This is a genomic window from Sphingomonas sp. 67-41 (assembly GCF_001899725.1).
In the GTDB taxonomy this organism is placed as follows: domain Bacteria; phylum Pseudomonadota; class Alphaproteobacteria; order Sphingomonadales; family Sphingomonadaceae; genus Sphingomonas; species Sphingomonas leidyi.
This window is the reverse complement of sequence record NZ_MKWJ01000018.1, coordinates 29,297-49,173: the sequence shown is the minus strand read 5'-3', so window position 1 is coordinate 49,173 and position 19,877 is coordinate 29,297. Positions and strand designations below refer to the sequence as shown.

Sequence of the window (19,877 nt, the reverse complement as noted above, 5' to 3'; positions counted from 1 at the left end):
GGCGCGCGACGGACGATGCGCCGGACAGGAAGGGGAAGCAGGGCACGTCATGGCCGAGATCATATCCGCGCGCGTGATCGTCACTTGCCCCGACCGCAATTTCGTGACGCTCAAGATCGAAACGGCGGACGGCACCACCGGCATCGGCGACGCGACGCTCAACGGGCGCGAGCTGGCGGTGGTCAGCTATCTGCAGGATCACGTCATCCCCTGCCTGATCGGGCGCGACGCGCACCGGATCGAGGATATCTGGCAGTATCTCTACAAGGGCGCCTATTGGCGGCGCGGCCCGGTGACGATGTGCGCGATCGCCGCGGTGGACGTGGCGTTGTGGGACATCAAGGCCAAGGTGGCGGGCCTGCCCCTCTACCAGCTGCTCGGCGGGGCGAGCCGCGAGGGCTGCATGGTCTATGGCCATGCCAATGGCACGACGATCGAGGAGACGATCGCGGAGGCCGTGCGGCATGTGGAGCAGGGCTACAGGGCAGTGCGCCTGCAGGCGGGCGTGCCGGGGCTGAAATCGACCTATGGCGTCGCCAAGCCGGGCCAGCGCTACGAGCCGGCGGACGGCGCGCTGCCGACCGAGAGCCTGTGGTCGACGGAGAAATATCTCCGCTCGGTCGCGCCCCTGTTCGAAAGGGCGCGCGAAGTGCTGGGCTGGGACGTGCACCTGCTCCACGACGTCCACCACCGGCTGACTCCGATCGAGGCGGCGCGGCTGGGCGTGGAGCTGGAGCCCTATCGCCTGTTCTGGCTGGAAGACCCGACGCCCGCGGAGAACCAGGCCGGCTTCCGCCTGATCCGCGAGAAGACCACCACCCCGCTGGCGGTGGGCGAGATCTTCAACACGATCTGGGACTGCAAGCAGCTGATCGAGGAGCAGCTGATCGACCATGTCCGGGCGACGATCGTCCATGCGGGCGGAATCACCCATATGCGGCGCATCGCATCGTTCGCCGACCTCCATCAGGTGCGCACCGGCTGCCACGGCGCGACCGACCTGTCGCCGGTGTGCATGGCGGCAGCGCTGCATTTCGGCCTGTCGGTGCCCAATTTCGGCATCCAGGAACTGATGCCGCACACGGCGAAGACCGATGCGGTCTTCCCCCATGCGTACAGCTTCAAGGACGGGATGATGCATCCGGGCGACGCGCCCGGGCTGGGCGTGGAGATCGACGAGGAACTGGCGGCGAAATACGAATATCGGCGCGCCTATCTCCCCGTCGCTCGGCTCGAGGACGGAACGCTGTTCAACTGGTGAGCGGGAGAGGCTTGCGATGATCGAACTGACACGCCGTGGATTGCTGGGCACGGGCGCCGCGCTGGCCCTGCCCTTCCCCGCGATCGCGCAGGCGGCCGAGGGGCTGAACGCCGTCGCCAAGGCCAAGGGCATGCGTTTCGGTTCCTGTGTCGCCTGGGGCCCGCCGGGCGCGGATCGCGGTTCCTTCGCCAATCCGGGATATGCCGCGCTGCTGAAGCGCGATTGCGGCGTGCTGGTGCCCGAGAACGAGTTCAAGTGGCAGGCGATCCGGCCGGATGCCAAGACCTTCCACCTCGACCATTTCTCCGACATGCTCGACTATGCCGAGGCGAGCGGCATGGCGATGCGCGGCCACACGCTGTTGTGGCACAAGACGCAATATTTCCCGAAATGGCTGAACGACCATGATTTCGGCGCCAGCCCCGCAAAGGAAGCCGAGCGCATCCTGGGCACGCATATCCGCACCCTATGCAAGCTCTATGCGAGCCGCATTGTCAGCTTCGACGTGGTCAACGAGACAGTGGAGGAAGGCACGGGTGCGCTGCGTACCTCGTCGCTCTCCAGGGCATTTGGCGGGACCGAGGCGATGCTCGACTTCGCCTATCACACCGCGCGCGAACATGCGCCGGGAGTGGAGCTGGTCTATAACGACTATATGAGCTGGGAGCCCGGCAATGAAGGGCACCGCGCCGGCGTGCTCAAGCTGCTCGAGGGGTTCCGCAAGCGCGGCATCCCCTGCGACACGCTGGGGGTCCAATCGCATATCGGGCTGACCGGCGACGGCACGGTGGGCGCGCTGGTGCACCGGCAGGAAGGGCCCTGGCGCGGCTTCCTCGATAGCGCGGTGCAGATGGGCTACAAGCTGGCCATCACCGAATTCGACGTGAACGACAAGGCGCTGCCGACCGATGCGAAGGTGCGCGACGGGATCGTCGCCAATTATGCCGCGGCCTATCTCGAGATCCTGTTCTCCTATCCCCAGCTCAGGGACGTGCTGGCCTGGGGCATGTGCGATCGCTTCACCTGGCTCAACGGCTTCACGCCGCGCAAGGACGGGACGCGGCAGCGCGCGACGCCCTATGATGCGGAATATCGGCCCAAGGCACTCTATGGCGTGATCCGCGACGCCTTTGCGGGCGCCGTGGCACGATAGATTAGGTCGATCTTGTCCAAGATCGTTCAGGAAACTCATGCTAGGGGCTGATTCGAAGGATCCGGAACGAGGGGTGGAACGATGGCGGCGGTGGCCGCGAGCCAGGAACCAAGCTTCGAGGCGCTGCTGGCCGGCGATCTCGACCCGGATCAGTTGCACGCCTTTGCCGACCGTATCGCCGCGCGCCACGCCGCATCGCCCAAGGGCGACGGCGCCGCCTTTCGGAAAGCGCTCGCGCTCGCTGCCGCCAGCGATGCCCAGCGCGCCGAGCTTGCCCGCCACCAGGATTCGATTGCCCGCCGCATCGCCGCCGGCCGGGTGCGCGCGGTGATGGGCGAGTCGGCGGACCTGCTCCACGATTTCGCCGGGCCCGTGCTGGAAGTGATGCGCGGCGGCATGGCGGGCGAGGCGAACACGCTGGCCAACCGCTATCTCGACATCGCGCCGCAGGGCGCCGCCGGCTGGTCGCTGCTCCCGCTCTATCTTTCGCTGCGCGCAAGCGCGGACGGCGACGCCGAACTGGCCGACAGCCTGCTTGCGCCCGCCAGGCCGCGGCTGGTGGTGATCGGCGGGCTTTCGGGCACCGGCAAGTCGACGCTGGCGCGGCTGCTCGGCAGCCGGATCGGCCGCCTCCCCGGCGCCCGCGTGCTGCGCTCCGACGTGTTCCGCAAGCGGCTGGCCGGCGTGGGCCCGGAAACCAGGCTGCCGCCCAGGCATTACACGCGTCACAATGACGACGAGACGTATGAAGCCCTGTTCGAATCCGCCGACGATCACCTCGCCTGCGGCAACAGCGTGATCCTCGACGCGGTGTTCATGAGCCGCAGCGAACGCGACGTGGCCGAGGCGCTGGCCGATCGCTATCGGGCGGCGTTTACCGGCATCTGGCTGGAAGCGCCCGAACGCGACCGGATCGCCCGGGTGAACGCACGCACGAACGACGCCTCGGACGCGACGGAGGCAGTGGTGCGCGAGCAGTCGCGCCGCTCGGTCGGCGAGATCCATTGGCACCGCATCCGCGTGAACCGCCCGCAGGAGCTGATCGTCGCCGCCGCGCGCGCCGCACTGGACCGGACGCGCTGATGACGATCGCGACGTTGACGCTCAACCCGGCGCTCGACGTAACCACCTGCACCGAGAAGGTGCGCCCGGGGCACAAGCTCCGATGCACCGCGCCGCGCTTCGATCCGGGCGGCGGCGGGATCAACGTGGCGCGCGTGGTGACGCATCTCGGCGGCCGGGCGATGGCGGTATTCCCCAGCGGCGGCCCCACCGGCGCGACGATCGTCTCGTTGCTGGAGGATCAACGGGTGCCGATCCTGCCGGTGCCGATCGCGGGCACGACCCGCCAGAGCTTCACCGTCGACGAAGGCCGGCCGGGCGACCAGTATCGCTTCGTGCTGCCGGGCCCCGAACTCGGCGCGGACGAACAGGCCAGGCTGCTCGACGCGCTGTTCGGCGTGGCGAACGCGGATCACATCGTGGTGAGCGGCAGCCTGCCGCCGGGCTGCGACCCGGCGATCCTGAAGCGCATCGCCGAACGCTGCCACCGGGCCGGCGTGAAGCTGGCTATCGACACTTCGGGGCCGGCGCTGGCTGCGTGCGAAGGCGCCCGCGCATGGCTGATCAAGCCGAGCCTGCGCGAGGCGGCGGACCTGCTCGGGCGCGAAATCACCGGCGAGGCGGACGAGATGGCGGCGGCGCACGCGCTGCACGATCGCGGCTTTGCCGAACTGGTGGTGATCTCGCTCGCCGAACGCGGGGCGCTCCTCGTTGGCGAGAACGCGGAATTGCGCCTGCCGGCTATCCCCGTGGAAGCCAAGGGCACGGTGGGCGCCGGGGATTCGATGGTGGCGGCTATCATCCTCGCCTCGGCCGAGGGCAAGGGGATCGAGGAAGCCTTGCGCTACGGCATCGCCGCAGGCGCGGCGACGCTGATGACCCCCGCGACCGAGCTGGCCCGCAAGGAAGACGTGGAACGGCTCTATGCCGGGACGGTTTCCTGAGCCGCATCGGCGCGGCAGAACAGGCTGTGCATCGCTTCCAGCATGTGCCGCGCCTCGTCGCTGGCCAGCGAATAGAAGATCATCTGGCCGTCGCGACGCGCGGCGACCATCCCCTCGCGACGCAGGAGCGCGAGCTGCTGCGACACGGCGGTGTCGCGCGCGCCGGTGAGGCGCGCGAGTTCGCCCACCGACTTCTCGCCATCGAGAAGGTGGCATAGCAACAGAAAACGGCTTCGACCCGACAGCGCCTTCAGGAACGACGAGGCGCGATCGACCACGGCGATCATTTCGTTCTTCACGGGGCGAACAGCTAGGGCGCCGCAACGCCGGTTGCAACCGCTATCTTGCGGGAAAGACAAAGGAATTCCATTCGAGTATGAAGGTATCCCAGGCTGGAAGAACATAGACCGGGCTCCCATATCCCTGCGGTGTCCGCTTTGTTTCCCGCGCTTTTCGAAGAGTCCCTGCCCCGCGGCATCGAACAGGCGAAGAATATCCTCGGCCCGCGCGAAGAAGCCGATCTGATTCGGTTTGTCGACGCAGCCGGGCTGGCGCCGTTCCGCTTTCGGCAATGGCAGGGCAGGCGGCTGACGCGCAGTTTCGGCTGGCGCTACGACTTCGCCGATTCGAGCTTTGCCGAAACGGAAGCGATCCCCGACTGGCTGCTGCCGCTGCGCGCCGCCGCACTGGCCGGGCTGGAGGCGGATGCCCTCGTCCAGGCGCTGGCCATCCGCTATGATCCGGGCGCCGGCATCGGCTGGCACCGCGACCGGCCGGTGTTCGAACATATCGTCGGCGTTTCGCTCGGCGCGCCCGCGGTGCTGCGGCTGCGCCGGCGGCGAGCGGACGGGAAGTTCGATCGGGCCGAACTGCCGCTGGCGCCGCGCGGCGCCTATCATCTCTACGGCGAGGCGCGACATCTCTGGGAACACAGCATCGCGCCGATGGACGCGCCGCGCTGGTCGATAACGTTCCGGAGCCTGGCCGAGCAGCGCCGCTGAAAGGGAGGGGAGCCGGGCCGGAAGCGCAATTCCCTCTCTCGTCATTCCCGCCTGCGCGGGAATGACGAAGGAAGATCAGATACTTGCTTGGGCTCTCGACCTAGAGTGCTCCGAAATCGATCGGCCCATCCTTGTCGAGCATCTTCGACTGATCGGCGAGCGGATATTTCAGCCCCGTCGCGCAGTTGAACAGCACCACTTTCTCCTCAGGCGAGACCAGCCCCTCGGCCAGCGCCTTGCGCCATGCCGCCAGCGTTGCGCCGCCTTCCGGGCAGAGCAGCAGCCCATCCTTGCGCGCGGCATCGTCGACTGCCCGGGCGATGCTCTCGTCGCTCACCGCCATCGCCACGCCGCCGCTTTCCCGGACGGCGTCGAGGATCAGGAAATCGCCCACCGCCTGCGGCACGCGAATGCCCATCGCGATGGTGTGCGCATCCTCCCACCGGGTCGCATGGCGCTCGCCCGCCTCGAAGGCGCGGACCATCGGCGCGCAGCCTTCGGCCTGCACCGCGATCATCCGCGGGCGCTTCGCGCCGATCCAGCCCAGCGCCTCCATTTCGGCAAAGGCCTTCCACATGCCGATCAGGCCGGTGCCGCCGCCCGTGGGATAGAAGATCGCGTCGGGCAGCTCCCAGTCGAGCTGCTCGGCCAGCTCGAGGCCCATCGTCTTCTTGCCTTCGATGCGATAGGGCTCCTTGAGCGTGGAGAGATCGAACCACCCCCGCTCCTTCGCCCCCCGGCCCACCAGCTTGCCGCAATCGTCGATCAGCCCGTTGACGCGGTAGACGCGCGCGCCCTGCGCGGCGATCTCGCGCACGTTCACCTCGGGCGTGTCCGCCGGGCAGAAGATCACCGACTCGATGCCCACCCGGCTGGCATAGGCCGCCGCCGCCGCACCGGCATTGCCGTTGGTCGGCATCGCGATGGTGGAGACGCCCAGTTCCTTCGCCATGGCGATCGCCATGACGAGCCCGCGCGCCTTGAACGAGCCGGTGGGCAGGCGCCCCTCGTCCTTGACCCAGAGATGCGCCGCGCCGGCCTCGCGCGCCAGCCGGTCGAGCGGGAGGATCGGCGTGGCGATCTCGCCCAGGCTGACCAGATTCTCCGTCCGGCGGACGGGAAGCAGCTCGCGATACTTCCACAGGCCGGCGGGGCGGCCGGCGAGCGCTTCCCTTGGCAGCGCGGCCTGCACGCCCGCGAGATCGTAGCGCACCAGCAGCGGCCGGCCGGCGCGGGAAAGGCCGTGCAGCTGGTCCGCCTCGTAGCGCTCGCCGGTCATCGAGCATTCGAGATGGGTGACGAAGGTGGGACGGTCGGTCGTCAGATTGGCGTCGTGGCGCAAGATGCTACTCCGGATGGGCGAGCGATTCCTCCGTCGGCGTATAGGCCGATCGTTTCCCCGGCACATCCGGAACATCGGTGGCGAAATAGGCGACGCCGGTGCCGGCGGCGCGATCGATCCACAGGCCCGATTTGAGGCCATAGGCATCCCCCGAATGGCCGAAGCGCCGGCGGCCGTCGCCGAACGGATCGTCGCGGCATCCCGGCGCGCCGGTGGCAGTGAACATCACCGCGAGGCCGTAGCCGCAGGTGGCGCCGGCGCTGGGCACCGCGACCGAGATGTCGCCGCCGACATCGCCGTTATGGCCGTCCCAGGTCCAGAGCGGCGTCTCCAGGATGCGGACCGACGCGGGGCGCAGGATGCGCGCGCCGTCGAGCCTGCCCTCGCCGAGGAACATGCGGCCGATCCGCGCCAGTCCCCGCGCCGAGATGCGCAACCCGCCCTGGGGCGAGAAGATCGCGCCATTGATGCCCGGGCGCCAGGCGGCCAGGCTGCAGCCGCCGTCCCGCGCCGGGGTAACCGGACATGCCGGCGCCGCGCCGTGATTGTCGTCCTTGGCGGCGACGCGCCCGCGATACTGGACGACGGCGCGGGCGGCGGTCCCCGGCTTGCAGTTCGCCCAGTTGTAGCAGGCATCGAGCTTCATCGGCGCCAGGACCAGACGATCCATCAGCCGGTCGAACCGCTCGCCGGTGGCACGCTCCATCACGGCGGCGATCACGGGGAAGTTGAAGTTGGTATAGGCCCACCAGCTGCCGGGGGCATGGCCGGCGTCCCAGGCCTTCGGATCCGCCAGCACCGCGCGCATGTCCGCATCGAGGGGCAGGACATAGTCGACCCGATCGGTGAGGCTGGAGCGATGCGAGAGCAGCAGGCGCAAGCTGATCGGCGCATCGGGAAAGGCCGGATTGCGCAGCCTCCAGCCGAGCCAGCGCGAGACATCGGCATCGAGATCGAGCCTGCCCTGCTCGACCAGGCGCATCACGCCGATCGCGACGACCAGCTTGGAGATGGAAGCGATCCGCACGGGATCGTCGGCAGTGACGGGCCTGGATACGGAAATGTCGGCCAGCCCTTTCGCGCTGACCGACATTTCTCCCCTCGCATTGAACGTTATCCGGACCGCGGCGACCGGATCCGATGCCGCGGCCAGCAGAAGTGCCGCGGCGATCATGCCGGCCCCATCGCCCGGGATGGAGCCGGCATGCCGATTACTTCAGGCTGATGCGGATGCCGGCGCGGAACTGGCGGCCGAGCATATCCGAATAGGTGGTGTTCGCCGCCATGCCGGTCTCCGGCACCAGCAGCGGCCAGCGATTGAACAGGTTGGTGACGTTGACGAAGAACTGCGCCTGGTTCCCGCCAAAGGGCACGGTCTGCGTCAGGTTGAGATCGACGTAGAACAGGCCCGAGACGCGGTTGTTGTCATAGGTCGGGAAATTGGTGGTCGAAACCGGGCAGCCGCTGGTGCACTCGACACCGTTGGCGACATATTTGCCCGCGCTGACGCCGCGGCCGGTGACGGTGGCCGAGAAGGTCTGGGTCTCATAGGTCGCGCTGCCGCGGAAGATCCAGGTCGGCGTGCTGGCCTGGCCACCGTTCGCGCCGACGGTGTTCACCGCCACGCTCCCGGCGATGCCGGTATCGGAGAGGTTCTCGATATAGCGCGTCGCCACGCCCTTCAGCGTGAAGGTGCTCGCGGCGCCCAGCGGGATCCGGTAGGCCGCGTCGAAATCGATGCCGCGCACCAGCTTGCGCACGAAGTTGAACGGCTGGGTGCGGATCAGCAGATACGGCGCACCCGGCAGCGAGCGGACCGGATCGTTGGTGATGGCCGCGCAATAGATGGCATTGCCGTCGGAGCAGCGATTGACGGTTTCCTGCGCGGAGATCGAGTCGATCGCACCCGCCAGATCGATGCGGAAATAATCGACCGATGCGGTAAAGCCCGGCAGGAGGCGCGGCGACATCACCGCGCCGATGTTCCACGAATTGGCGACTTCCGGAAGCAGGTTCGGATTGCCCGTGGTCAGGCCCGAATAGCCCCAGGTCGCCGGGCCGTTCAGGCCGTCCGAAGTGTATTTCGGATTGCGCACCGAATCGCTGTTGGCCGTGCCGGCCTGATACAGCTCGTTCAGGTTGGGCGCACGGATGTCGCGCGAACGCGTCACGCGGAAGCGGATGTCCGGGATCGGCGCCCAGGTCGCGCCCAGCTTCCAGGTGGTGACATAGCCCGAGTTGGAATAGTCGGTCGCCCGGACCGCACCGTTGAACTCGAGGCCGAAGCCCAGCGGGATCACCGTCTCGAGATAGGCTTCCTTAACGCTATACTCGCCGGTGAAGGGCAGATAGTTGCCGACCGACCATGCGTTGGTCGTGCCGGTGGTGGTCACGATCGGCTGGTATTCCTTCGGCACGGTGCCGCGGATCTTCTCCTTGCGGACCTCGCCGCCGACGGAGACGCTGACGTCGCCCGCCCAGGTGGCGAACGGCGTGACCGACCAGTTGGTGCCCGCGACGAACTGCTCCATCACCTGATCGCGATACGGGTTGCCGAGCACATAGTTGATCGCATCCTGGCTGGCGACGCCCACGCCCATGCGGTTCAGCGGCACGCAGTTCGGATCGTCGTTGGTCGAGATGGCATCGACGTTGATCAGGCACTGGATCGAACCGACCGTATAGCCGCGCGCATTGCCCGCCGGCGCGAAGGCGGCGTTGGTGGCATTGGCCATGCGGGTCAGGTTCATGATGTTGCGGAGCTGCTCGCGCAGGTCGGAACGGCCATATTGGGCATAGACGTCCCAGTGCGCGGGCCTGCCGAACGCTTCGAAACTGCCCTCGGCGCCGACGACGTAGCGCTGTACCTTGCGCTCGTTGGCGATCGCGCGGAACGGCAGGTCGGCGGCGGTGGTCGCCAGCGTGATGCCGGTGACGCCGGCAAGGCGCGCCGCGCCGAGCGACTGCAGCGCGAAGGCGTTGCAGGTCACGGGGACGGGAACGGTGGTGCAGCCGGTGGTGTTGATCGCGATGCCGGTCGACAGGTTCGGGCCCGCGTTGAAGAACACCTTCTGCCGGTTGTACGACCCTTCGGCGAAGAGTTCGACGCCGTCCGCCACCTCATAGCTCAGCCGCCCGAAGACGCCCCAGCGATCATCCTTCGGCATCAGGCCGATGCGCGTGCCGGAATCGTTGACCTGCCAGGACCCGCCCTGGACGAGGCTGGGCGCCGAAGACCCGGACGCCCGCGTGAACGCCGGATAGGTGAAGCTGCCATAGTCGAAGGTGTTCACCGCCCCGCCATAGCCGAAATACAGGCCGCGCAGGGCGTTCGCGCTGCCGCCGGCCGAGCCGGTGATGAGGCCGCCGGGCGTCGAGTTCGCCGCGCCGATCTGGCGCCGGGTGGTGATGAACTGCGGCGTGGTGCTGGCGCTCGTCCAGTTGGGATCCTGGATGCGTACATAGCCCGTATGATTCCACTCGCGGTCGTCGCCGACCTCGAAGATGCCGTCCTGGTGCGCGATGTTGGCGCTGAGCAGGATGTGGCCGCGGCCGCCGGCGAACGACTTTCCGCCCGCGATGCTGGCCGAATAATTGCCGCCGTCGCCATAGGTGGTGATGCCCGAATCCGCCTCGATCTTCAGGCCCTCGAGCTTCTTGTTGAGGATGAAGTTCACCACGCCCGAGACCGCGTCCGAGCCATAGGCCGACGAAGCGCCGCCGGTGACGACCTCGACGCGATCGACCAGCGCCTGCGGGATCGTGTTGATGTCGACCCAGCCATAGATGGTCGAGCCGACCGAGCGGCGGCCGTCGAGCAGGACGAGCACGCGGCCCTCGCCCAGGTTGCGCATGTTGAGCGCATTGATGCCCGCCGAGCCGTTGGACAGGTTGAGGCGCGAATTGGCCGGCTTGGTCGAGCCGGCGAGCTGCGGCATCTGGTTGACGAAGTCGGCGATGTTGTTCGTCGGCGACGTGTTCTGGATGTCCTGCTGCGTCAGCACGGTGAGCGGCGTCGGGGCCTGGAAGCCGTCGCGGCGGATGCGCGTGCCGGTGACGAGGATCTCGCCTTCCTCGGCGGGCGCCGCCTGGGCGGCCGCCTGCGGCGTCTGCGGATCGCTGGCCTGCGCCCAGGCCGGCAGCGCGATCGCCATGGCCGCGAAAGCCGTGCTGCTGGCCAGAGCCTTCCTAAACGCCGTTGCTTCGATCATTTCCTAAAACCCCCTGAAGCCCGCAATATCCCGCGCGGTGAAAGGGCATTAGGTACCAAGAATGTTGCGGCGCGCCATAGTTTCTGTTCCCCGCGCCATAACCCCGGGGCATCAAATGTGACAATTGCCTGCGAAAACGTGACAGGACTGCAACACAAGCCTGCCAGACTGGCCATTGACTGCGTGCCCGCCCCGGCCGAGCGTTAGGGAAACCAGCCCCAGGGGAACCCTTGATGCCGCATTTCGACCGTCCGGTGCCGCGTGACTGACGCGCCGAGTCTTTCCGCGGCACCGGCGATCCGCCCGGGTTTCGGCCGGCTGGCGCTGTACCTGCTGCTCGGTTTCGCCGCCGGCCTGCCCTTCTACATGTTCAACGCCGTGCTGCTGCTGCGGCTGGCCAAGCACGGCGTGGACATCGTGACGGTGGGCTTCTTCGCCTGGGTGGCGCTGCTGCCAACCTTCAAGTTCGCCTGGGCGCCGCTGCTCGACAAATATGACGTGCCGGGCTTCGGCCGCTTCTGGGGCAAGCGGCGCGGCTGGATCATGCTGTCGCAACTGGGCATCTTCCTCTCGACCGTGGCGATGGCGCTCACCTCGTCCGATGCCAATCTGCAAGTCACCGCGCTGTTCGCGGTGCTGCTCGCCTTCTGGACCACTACGCTGGAAGTCGCCGCCGATGCCTGGCGCATCGAGCTGGCGCCGACCCAGGAGGAGCAGGGCCCGATGGTGGCGGCGAACCTGTGGGGCTATCGCAGCGCCATGGTCGCGGCCGGCAGCGGCGCGATCTACATCGCGGCGAAGAGCGACTGGACCACTGCCTATCTGGTGATCGCGGCGGCCGCCTTCCTCCCCTTCCCCATCCTTGCCTGCATGCGGCCCGATCCCGCGCATGGCGGCGGGCGCGGCACGGCGCTCGTCACCGGCATCCTCGCCAGCGCGGTGGTGCTCGGCGGGAGCCTCGTGGTCACCGCCGCGGTTGGCTGGGCGCTGCTTGCCGCGATGGGGTCGGTCGGGCTCGATAATCCGGACATCGTCAAATACTGGGTATTCGCGGTTGCGCTGCTGCCCTTCGTCGCGCTGGGCGCGGCGGTGCCGTGGATCAGGAATCTCCCGCCGAGCCACCGGCTGCTCACCACCTCGGGGCTCGCCCCCTATCTCAATGTCGCCTGGCGCTATGGGCTGGTGGTGATCCCGATCCTCTTGTTCGTCTCGGTCTATCGCATGGGCGACGTGATGGCGCTCACCCTCTCGCATCCGCTGTTCAACGCGCTGGGCTACAGCCTGGAGGCCATCGCGGTGGCCGATGGCGCGGTGGCACTGCTCTCGTCCATGCTCGGCGTGGCGCTGGGCGGCTGGCTGGCGGCCAAGGCGCCGATGGGCTGGGCATTGGTGATCGGCGCGATCATGTCGGCGCTCAGCAACTGGATCTTCGCCTGGCTCGCCTATCAGGCGCCGGGCGGACCGGTCTGGTTCTCGCTCCTCGGCGTGCAGGTGACGGCGGGCGATTTCGACCTGTACCTCGCCATGGCGCTCGACCAGTTCGGGCATGGTTTCGAGGGAGCGGTGTTCGTCGTCTACCTGTCCCTGCTGGTGAACCCGCGCTTCCCGGGCACGCAATACGCGCTGCTCTCCGGCCTCGCCTTCCTGATCCCCAGGCTGCTCGCCGGCCTTTCGGGCGTGTTCCAGAAGGCGATCGGCTATGACGGCTTCTTCATCATGGCCGGCACTATGAGCGTCGCGGCGCTGGTCTTCGTGCCGTTTATCGTACGGGCGAAGCCCCGGCCCGACGGCGAGGCGGTGGCGGCATGATCGACACAGCCTTCGCCCCCGCCGCCGAAGCGGTGGCCGCCGGACGCATCCCCGGCGCCACGCTGGGCGTGGTGGCGGCGGACGGGCGCCGCTGGGTGACGCATGCCGGCATGGCCGCGCTCGTCCCCGAGCCCGAGGCGCTGACGCTCGACCATTGGTTCGACCTCGCCTCGGTCTCCAAGGTGGTGGCGACGACCACGATGGTCCTGCGCCTGGCCGAGGAGGGGCGGATCGACCTCGACGCCCCGCTGACCACCGCGATCCCGGACCTGCGCCAATATGACGTGGCGGGCGCCTATGAGCGCACCCTGACGTTCCGCGACTGCCTGGCGCACCGCACGCTGTTCCCCGCGGTCGAGCCGATCTACACCTATGGCGACGATCCGCAGCGGCTGCGCGCCTTCGTGCTCCAGCGCGAATGGAAGCATATCCCCGAGCCGGTCTATTCGGACATCAACTTCCTGCTGCTCGGCATCGCGATCGAGCGCGTGACGGGCAAGGCGCTGGGCGAATGGCCGCTGGGCCCGGGCCTGCACTACGGCCCGCCGCCGGGGCCGGCCGTGGCGACCGAGCGGTGCATGTGGCGGAACCGCGTGCTCAAGGGCGAGGTGCATGACGAGAATTGCGCGGCGATGGGCGGGCAGACCGGCCATGCCGGGCTGTTCGGCACCGTGGCCGGGGTGCTCGACTTCGCGCAGGGCGTGCTCACCGGCAGCTTCTCGCCGATGATGCTCGAAGCGATCCGCACCCCGCAATATTCGCACCGCACCTGCGGCTGGGAACGCAAGTTCGCGGGCTGGTCGGGCGGCCAGGCCTGTTCGGACGAGACGATCGGGCACACCGGCTTCACCGGCACCGGGCTGTGGATCGACTTCGGGCGCGGCATCGCCTGGACCCTGCTCACCAACCGCGTCCACCCGACGCGCCATTTCGACAGCGGCATCTTCGTGCTGCGCCCCGCGACGGGGGATGCCGTCATCAACGCCTGGGAGGCCCCATGATCTCTTTGCTCGCGCTCGCCATCGCCCTGTCCGGGCCGGATAGCGATACGCCCACCCCTGCCGACCGGCTGGCGCACGACCAGATGCTGGTGCTGGACACGCATCTCGACACGCCCGAGCTGTTCGAGCATCCGGGCTGGAAGTTCGATCGCTGGCACGACCGCGATTTCGACAAGAGCCAGGTCGACCTGCCGCGCATGGAGCAGGGCGGGCTCGATGGCGGCTTCTTCGTGATCTATACCGGACAGGGTCCGCTGACGCCGGAAGGCTATGCCAAAGCGCGCAACGCGGCGCTCACGCGCGAGATGTGGATCCAGCGCGTCGTGGCCGCCAATGCCGACAAGATGGAGTTCGCCACCACCCCCGAGGATGCCCATCGCATCGCCAAGGCGGGCAAGCGCATCGTCTTCCAGTCGATCGAGAACAGCTATCCGCTGGGCACCGACCTGAGCCTGCTCAAATGGTATTACGACCAGGGCGTGCGGATGGCCGGGCCGATCCATTTCCGCAACAACCAGTTCGGCGACAGCGCCACCGACAAGGTGAAGCAGTGGAACGGCCTCTCCCCCCTTGGCAAGCAATGGGTGGCCGAGATGAACCGGCTGGGCATGCTGATCGACGTCAGCCATTCCTCCGACGACGTGTTCGACCAGGCGCTGGCGCTCTCCAAGGTGCCGATCATCGCCTCGCACTCGGGGCCTCGCGCGATCTTCAACCATCCGCGCAACCTGGACGACGAGCGCATGCGCAAGCTCGCCAAGGCGGGCGGCGTGCTGCAGGTGAACAGCGTCTATCTGGTCGAGGGCGACCATGACGAGGCCCGCAACAAGATCTCCGACCGGCAGGACGACTGGTGGGCGCTTTCGGCCGCCGACCAGCGCCAACTGATCGCCGACAAGGCCAAGGCGGACGCGACCAACCCCTATCAGGGGGCCGATTTCGAACTGTTCATGAAGAGCCTGCTCCACTGCATCGCAGTGATGGGCGTCGACCATGTCGGCATCGGCGCCGATTGGGACGGCGGCGGCGGCGTGCGCGGCATGGAGGACATCACCGCCCTGCCGAAGATCACCGCCCGCCTGCGCCGCGAGGGCTTCTCCGATACCGATATCGAGAAGATCTGGAGCGGAAACGTGCTGCGCGTGCTGAAGCAGGCCGAGGACTGGGCGGCAAAGAACAAGTGACGCAATATCCCTCTCCCGCTTGCGGGAGAGGGAAAGATCGTCAGTTCCCCGCGGCGACCAGGTTCAGCGCATCGTCCATATATTTCGTCGCGCTCGCATCCTGCGGCACGTCGTTGGCGTAGAAGGCGAAGGTGTAGGTCCTGCCGCTCGCGCCGGTGAAATAGCCCGCCAGCGCGTTGGTGGCGTTGAGCGTGCCCGTCTTGGCGAAGACCTTGCCCTCCAAAGGCGTGCCCTTGAAGCGGCGGGCGAGCGTGCCGTCCACCCCGCCGATCGGCAGCGTGTCGCGGAACTGCGCCCCCCAGGACTGGGCGGCGACCCAGCGCAGCAGCTTGACCGAACCGCGCGGGCTCACCCGGTTGTAGCTCGACATGCCCGAGCCGTCCGAAAAGTCCCACGCCGTGCGCGGCAGGCCGGCCGTATCGAGCAGCTTCGCGACCTGCGCGACGCCATCGGCGATCGAGCCGCTGCCCTGCAGGAAGGCGACGCGGCGCAGCGCCAGCTCGGCATGGAGGTTCTGGCTCACCTTGTTGATGTGCTTGAGGTCCTCGGCGAGCGGCGGCGGCGTGAGCCTGGCGAGGACATTCCCGTCGGGCGTTGCCCGCGCGAGCGCCACGCCCTTCTTCGCGCGATATTCGGGATCGTCTTCGGGTCGCAGCGGCCGGTGGCGCGCGCTGACCGTGCCCTTCACCTGCACCCCGCGCGCCTCGAGCAGCGCCTTCAGGCGCCAGGCGGCATAATCGGCCGGATCGTCGATACCGAGCTTCCAGCTCTTCGGCCCGGCATCGGCGCCGATCGTGCCGGTGATGCGGAGCCGCTTGCCGTTGGGATCGCGATCCCAGCCGAGTTCGGTCTCCCCGCCCGGCACCGTCTTCGCCTGGTTGTCGATCGTGAAATAGGGCCAGAGCTCGACCCTTGCCGCCTCCCCGGCCTTGGCCGGCGCGACGGTCAGCTTCAGCTCATTGTCGTCGAGCGTCAGCGCCGAGGCGCCGGTGCCCGACGAACTCGGGATGTTGTTCCAGCTCATCCCCGGCCCCCAGCGCTGGTCCGGGAACAGCGTGTCGTCGCCGATGACGTTGCGGACGCGCTTGGTCTTCGCGGCGATCGCATCGGCGAGCGTGGCGAGGCAGTCGACCGTGCAATCGTCGGCGCTCGACAGGCGCGCGTCGCCCCGCCCTTCCAGCACCACGTCTTCGCCCACCAGCCGCACCGCGGCACCGCCGGTCGCGTCGGGCGCATTGATGCCGGGCAGGTTCGCGAAGGCCGCGGCGGTGGTGTAGATCTTGGTGTTCGAGGCGGGGATGAAGCGGCCGTCGGGATTGATGGCGACGATCTCCCTGCCCGTGTCGTCGGCCACGACCAGGCCGAAGCGCGTGCCCGTCGGCGCCTCGGCAAGCTTGGCGGCGACGCGCTGCTCCAGCGTCTGCTGGGCGAGCGCGGGCGTGGCGAGCGTAAGGGCGATGCCTAGGACGAAATGCTTCATGCCGCGAGCGTAACTCCCGCCGCCGGGCCTGCAAACCCGCGATCATTCAGAGGAGTCGCCCGGGCATAACCATGGCGCATGCCGGCATTGTACGGGCAACATCGGCCCGGCACCTTCGCGGCATGAACCTGATGCGGGCCACCCTGAAACCCCTGGCCGCGATGGTGGTGGCGTTCGCCCCGCCGGCGCTGGCGCAGACCGACGACCTGGCCGCGGCGCTCGCCCTGCCGGTTGCCAGCCAGATGGCCGGCGCGCGCGACGTGCCGCGCTTCGCCTGGGTGGAGAACCGCGCCGGCGTGCGCAACCTGTGGGTGGCGGATGCGGGGCAGCGGGCCCGGCAGGTCACGCGCCATGCCGAGGACGACGGCATGATGCTCTACGATCCGGCGCTCAGCCCCGACGGCCGGCGCCTGGCATATGTGCGCGGCGGGGACGACGAGTTCCCCGACGGCAAGATCCCCAATACCGCCTCGGCCGCGTTCACGCCGGGGCAGCAGGTGTTCGTCGTTGAAGACGGTGGAGATCCCACACCGATCGGAGACGGACACCTGCCCGTTTTCTCGCCCGACGGGCAGCGCATCGCCTTCACCCGGCGCGGGGAGCTGTGGCTGTGGCAGGCCGGCAAGGCGGCCCGGATCGCGACCGTCACGGGCGAGGTCAGCGACCTGAAATGGACGCCCGACGGCAAGAGGCTGCTGTTCGTCGACAATCGCAACGACCGTGCCTTCGTCGCGCTGCTCGATGCGGACGGCGGCCGGCTGACCTATATGGAACCGGCGCTCGGCTATTCGGTGGAGCCGGCGCTTTCGCCCGGCGGAGACCAGGTCGCCTATATCCAGTATCTCGATCCGCCCGCGGGCGCGGCGCGGGACGGCGGCCCCTATTGGTCGATCCGGGTGGCCGATGCCGCGACGGGCAAGGCCCGCACGGCCTGGACCGCCCCCCAGGGCATGGGCGGCCGCTATTACGGCACGCGCCAGCACAATCTCTGGTGGAGCAAGGGCGGCCAGCTGCTCTTCCCCTGGGAGCGGAGCGGCTTCCTGCACGTCTATGCGATCGACCCGGCCAAGGGCGGCGAGCCCCGGGCGCTGACCTCCGGCGGGTTCGAGGTCGAGACCTTCGTGCTCGGCGCCGACGACATGGTGACCTTCGCCGCCAATGCCGACGAGGCCGACCGGCGACATTTCTGGCAGGTGCCGGCGCGCGGCGGCACTGCGAAGCGCGTGACCGAGGGCAAGGGCAGCGAGAGCCTGCCGGTCCTTGCGGGCGGCCTGCTCGCGGGGATCGCCGCCGATGCGCGCCATCCGGCCCATCCGGTGCTGGCGAAGGGGCTGGCCCCGCTGGGCGAAACGGCCGAGCTGCAGGGCGCGATCGTGCCCGAGGCGGTGGCCTATCAGGCCGAGGACGGCGTGACCGTCCATGGCCAGCTGTTCCGCGGCCAGGGCAAGGGCCCGCGCCCGGCATTGATCTTCGTCCATGGCGGGCCGCGGCGCCAGATGGTGCTCGGCTTCCATCACGCGCAATATTATTCGAACGCCTATGTGATGAACCAGGCGCTGGCGGCGCGGGGCTATACGGTGCTCTCGGTCAATTATCGCAGCGGCACCGGCTATGGGCAGGCGTTCCGGGATGCGCCCGGGATCGCCCGCGACGGCGCTTCCGAGTATCGCGACGTGCTCGCCGGCGGGCACTGGCTGGCGGCGCGGAAGGACGTCGATCCGAAGAAGATCGGCATCTGGGGCGGCAGCTGGGGCGGCTATCTGACGGCGCTGGCGCTGGCGCGGAACAGCGACCTGTTCAAGGCGGGCGCCGACTTTCACGGCGTCCACACCCTGTTGCGCAACGTCGAGAACAACCTGTCGCCCGAGCAGCAGGCCGCCGCGCGGCAGAAGCAATGGGACAGCTCGCCGATGGGCGCGATCGGCACCTGGCGCTCGCCGGTGCTGCTCGTGCACGGCGATGACGACAGGAATGTCGATTTCGGCCAGTCGCTGCTGCTTGCCCGCGAGCTGGCGGCGCGGCGCATCCCGCACGAGGAACTGGTATTCCCCAATGAGCGCCACGAATTCTTCCGCTATGCGGACTGGCTCACGGCCTATCGCCGCACCATTTCCTTCTTCGATGCGCATCTGAAATGAGGTGGCTGATGGCGGCGGCGGCACTGGCCGGGGCGAACGGGGCACAGGCGCAGGAGCGCGCGACGCTCATCCATGGCGCACGCGTGTTCGACGGCACGGGCACGCCCGCGAAGCCGAAGGACGTGCTGATCGAGGGCGACCGGATCACCCGGATCGGCAGGAAGCTGCGCGTGCCCGAGGGCACCGCGGTGATCGACGCCACGGGACTGACGCTGATCCCCGGGCTGCACGACCTGCACATCCACACCCGGCGCGAAGCCTTTGCCGACGCCGCCGCGCTCCACCGCTTCTACCTGCCCTATCTGCGCGCGGGCGTGACGAGCGTGAACGAATTCTCGGTCTCGGGCGCGATGATGGCCGGGATCCGCGCGCTCCGGGCCGATACGCCGCGCCTCACCCTGGCGGTGCGCCTGGGCGTGCCGGACGGGCACGGCACCGAGAGCCAGTTCACCAATGCGATCACGCTCCAGGTGACCAGTCCGGCCGAAGCCCATGCGGCGATGGCCGGGGCCCTGGCCTACAAGCCCGACATGGTGAAGGTGTTCAACGACGGCTGGCGCTATGGCGACCCCGACCGGCCCGACCGGCCGAGCATGGACGAAGCGACCCTGGCCGCGATCGTGGCGGATGCGCACAAGGCGGGCATCAAGGTGATGACGCACACGGTGACGCTGGAGGGCGCGAAGATCGCCGCGCGGGCGGGCGTGGACTCGGTGGCCCACGGCGTGGGCGACGCCCTGGTCGACGACGAGCTTATCGGCCTGATGCGGAAGCACCACATGGCCTATGTCGCCACGCTGGCGACCTATGAGCCGCTCGAGACGCGTGTGCTGGCACCCGAAGAACTGGCGCTGCTCACGCCCGAGCAGCGCGACCGCGAGGCGGCGCGGCTGGCCAAGGGCGGGGCGATAGCGCCCTATGACAGCAAGCGCTGGGAGATCATGCGGGAGAATATCCGCCGACTGAAGACGGCCGGAATCCGCATCGGCGTGGGCACCGACACGGGCATCGAGGGCGTCTATCCCGGCTTCGGCGCGCTGCGCGAGATGCGGCTGCTGACCGAGCTGGGCTTCACCCCGGCCGAGGCGATCGAGGCCGGCTCGCGGGTGAGCGCCGACATCATGGGGCGCAGGAAGACCGAAGGCAGAATCCACAAGGGCATGCGCGCCGACCTGGTGCTGACCGGCGGGACGCCGGACCTGACCTTCCGGGACCTCTACTCGGTCAAGCGGGTATGGGTGGCGGGGAAAGAGGTTTCGCTGGACTAGAACTTCAGAGACACAAAGGGCAT

15 protein-coding genes are annotated in these 19,877 nt (G+C 68.4%); 10 read left to right on the top strand and 5 right to left on the bottom strand.

Annotated elements, in window-relative coordinates; genetic code table 11:
- Positions 1 to 49 precede the first annotated feature (49 nt).
- The 4 genes from manD to BGP17_RS09735 all read left to right on the top strand — a co-directional run bounded on the left by manD (position 50) and on the right by BGP17_RS09735 (position 4,420).
- A complete protein-coding gene (gene manD / locus BGP17_RS09750; protein ID WP_286711844.1) occupies positions 50 to 1,261 on the top strand; it encodes a D-mannonate dehydratase ManD in 1,212 nt (403 codons plus the stop codon).
- Positions 1,262 to 1,277: 16 nt separating this feature from the next.
- A complete protein-coding gene (locus BGP17_RS09745) occupies positions 1,278 to 2,414 on the top strand; it encodes an endo-1,4-beta-xylanase (protein ID WP_286711843.1) in 1,137 nt (378 codons plus the stop codon).
- Positions 2,415 to 2,495: 81 nt separating this feature from the next.
- Positions 2,496 to 3,497: a P-loop nucleotide/nucleoside kinase family protein gene (locus tag BGP17_RS09740; RefSeq protein ID WP_286711842.1), complete on the top strand. Its 1,002-nt coding sequence runs from the start codon at positions 2,496 to 2,498 to the stop codon at positions 3,495 to 3,497.
- Complete coding sequence (locus BGP17_RS09735; protein ID WP_286711841.1) at positions 3,497 to 4,420, top strand: 1-phosphofructokinase family hexose kinase; 924 nt, start codon at positions 3,497 to 3,499, stop codon at positions 4,418 to 4,420. Before BGP17_RS09740 ends, BGP17_RS09735 begins: the two co-directional genes overlap by 1 nt.
- Here BGP17_RS09735 and BGP17_RS09730 read toward each other — a convergent pair.
- On the bottom strand, positions 4,399 to 4,719 hold the full coding sequence (locus BGP17_RS09730; RefSeq protein WP_286711840.1) for an ArsR/SmtB family transcription factor: 321 nt from the start codon (positions 4,717 to 4,719) through the stop codon (positions 4,399 to 4,401). The genes BGP17_RS09735 and BGP17_RS09730 overlap by 22 nt on opposite strands.
- A 129-nt stretch (positions 4,720 to 4,848) precedes the next feature.
- Here BGP17_RS09730 and BGP17_RS09725 point away from each other — a divergent pair, with 129 nt between their 5' ends.
- The gene (locus BGP17_RS09725; RefSeq protein WP_353681869.1) at positions 4,849 to 5,421 is read left to right on the top strand and encodes an alpha-ketoglutarate-dependent dioxygenase AlkB; all 573 of its coding nucleotides are present in this window, start codon (positions 4,849 to 4,851) and stop codon (positions 5,419 to 5,421) included.
- Positions 5,422 to 5,521: 100 nt separating this feature from the next.
- On the opposite strand, the gene BGP17_RS09720 is transcribed toward BGP17_RS09725, so the two are convergent.
- Genes BGP17_RS09720 through BGP17_RS09710 form a run of 3 tightly spaced genes read right to left on the bottom strand, consistent with a single transcriptional unit; the run spans position 5,522 to position 10,917 of the window.
- Complete coding sequence (locus BGP17_RS09720; protein WP_286711839.1) at positions 5,522 to 6,763, bottom strand: threonine synthase; 1,242 nt, start codon at positions 6,761 to 6,763, stop codon at positions 5,522 to 5,524.
- A 4-nt stretch (positions 6,764 to 6,767) separates the two neighbouring features.
- Positions 6,768 to 7,937 carry a serine hydrolase domain-containing protein gene (locus BGP17_RS09715; protein WP_286711838.1) on the bottom strand — a complete coding sequence of 390 codons (1,170 nt, stop codon included), beginning with the start codon at positions 7,935 to 7,937 and terminating at the stop codon, positions 6,768 to 6,770.
- 37 nt (positions 7,938 to 7,974) lie between these two features.
- Positions 7,975 to 10,917 carry a TonB-dependent receptor plug domain-containing protein gene (locus BGP17_RS09710; protein WP_286711837.1) on the bottom strand — a complete coding sequence of 981 codons (2,943 nt, stop codon included), beginning with the start codon at positions 10,915 to 10,917 and terminating at the stop codon, positions 7,975 to 7,977.
- 318 nt (positions 10,918 to 11,235) lie between these two features.
- On the opposite strand from BGP17_RS09710, the gene BGP17_RS09705 reads away from it, so the two are divergent.
- From BGP17_RS09705 to BGP17_RS09695, 3 genes are read left to right on the top strand one after another with little or no spacing between them, the layout of a single operon-like run.
- Positions 11,236 to 12,783 carry an MFS transporter gene (locus tag BGP17_RS09705; protein WP_286711836.1) on the top strand — a complete coding sequence of 516 codons (1,548 nt, stop codon included), beginning with the start codon at positions 11,236 to 11,238 and terminating at the stop codon, positions 12,781 to 12,783.
- Entirely contained in the window at positions 12,780 to 13,784 is a 1,005-nt protein-coding gene (locus BGP17_RS09700; protein WP_286711835.1) for a serine hydrolase domain-containing protein, read from the top strand. Before BGP17_RS09705 ends, BGP17_RS09700 begins: the two co-directional genes overlap by 4 nt.
- Positions 13,781 to 14,968 (top strand): dipeptidase, encoded by a 1,188-nt coding sequence (locus BGP17_RS09695; RefSeq protein ID WP_286711834.1) that lies wholly within the window; start codon positions 13,781 to 13,783, stop codon positions 14,966 to 14,968. Before BGP17_RS09700 ends, BGP17_RS09695 begins: the two co-directional genes overlap by 4 nt.
- Positions 14,969 to 15,008: 40 nt before the next feature.
- On the opposite strand, the gene dacB is transcribed toward BGP17_RS09695, so the two are convergent.
- Positions 15,009 to 16,448: a D-alanyl-D-alanine carboxypeptidase/D-alanyl-D-alanine endopeptidase gene (gene dacB, locus BGP17_RS09690; protein WP_286711833.1), complete on the bottom strand. Its 1,440-nt coding sequence runs from the start codon at positions 16,446 to 16,448 to the stop codon at positions 15,009 to 15,011.
- Positions 16,449 to 16,579: 131 nt separating this feature from the next.
- Here dacB and BGP17_RS09685 point away from each other — a divergent pair, with 131 nt between their 5' ends.
- Both BGP17_RS09685 and BGP17_RS09680 read left to right on the top strand, forming a co-directional pair.
- Positions 16,580 to 18,586, top strand: coding sequence for an alpha/beta fold hydrolase (locus BGP17_RS09685; RefSeq protein ID WP_286711832.1), 2,007 nt, complete (start codon positions 16,580 to 16,582; stop codon positions 18,584 to 18,586).
- Positions 18,583 to 19,854: an amidohydrolase family protein gene (locus BGP17_RS09680; protein WP_286711831.1), complete on the top strand. Its 1,272-nt coding sequence runs from the start codon at positions 18,583 to 18,585 to the stop codon at positions 19,852 to 19,854. The genes BGP17_RS09685 and BGP17_RS09680 overlap by 4 nt, the downstream gene beginning before the upstream one ends.
- The last annotated feature ends 23 nt before the right edge of the window (positions 19,855 to 19,877 follow it).

What these genes read in the sequence shown, in the direction of transcription:
- BGP17_RS09745 (WP_286711843.1), top strand. Translation starts at nt 1,278, where the DNA reads ATGATCGAACTGACACGCCGTGGATTGCTGGGCACGGGCGCCGCGCTG.
- BGP17_RS09715 (WP_286711838.1), bottom strand. Translation starts at nt 7,937, where the DNA reads ATGATCGCCGCGGCACTTCTGCTGGCCGCGGCATCGGATCCGGTCGCC.
- dacB (WP_286711833.1), bottom strand. Translation starts at nt 16,448, where the DNA reads ATGAAGCATTTCGTCCTAGGCATCGCCCTTACGCTCGCCACGCCCGCG.
- BGP17_RS09710 (WP_286711837.1), bottom strand. Translation starts at nt 10,917, where the DNA reads ATGGCGATCGCGCTGCCGGCCTGGGCGCAGGCCAGCGATCCGCAGACG.
- manD (WP_286711844.1), top strand. Translation starts at nt 50, where the DNA reads ATGGCCGAGATCATATCCGCGCGCGTGATCGTCACTTGCCCCGACCGC.
- BGP17_RS09735 (WP_286711841.1), top strand. Translation starts at nt 3,497, where the DNA reads ATGACGATCGCGACGTTGACGCTCAACCCGGCGCTCGACGTAACCACC.
- BGP17_RS09685 (WP_286711832.1), top strand. Translation starts at nt 16,580, where the DNA reads ATGCGGGCCACCCTGAAACCCCTGGCCGCGATGGTGGTGGCGTTCGCC.
- BGP17_RS09740 (WP_286711842.1), top strand. Translation starts at nt 2,496, where the DNA reads ATGGCGGCGGTGGCCGCGAGCCAGGAACCAAGCTTCGAGGCGCTGCTG.
- BGP17_RS09680 (WP_286711831.1), top strand. Translation starts at nt 18,583, where the DNA reads ATGAGGTGGCTGATGGCGGCGGCGGCACTGGCCGGGGCGAACGGGGCA.
- BGP17_RS09695 (WP_286711834.1), top strand. Translation starts at nt 13,781, where the DNA reads ATGATCTCTTTGCTCGCGCTCGCCATCGCCCTGTCCGGGCCGGATAGC.
- BGP17_RS09700 (WP_286711835.1), top strand. Translation starts at nt 12,780, where the DNA reads ATGATCGACACAGCCTTCGCCCCCGCCGCCGAAGCGGTGGCCGCCGGA.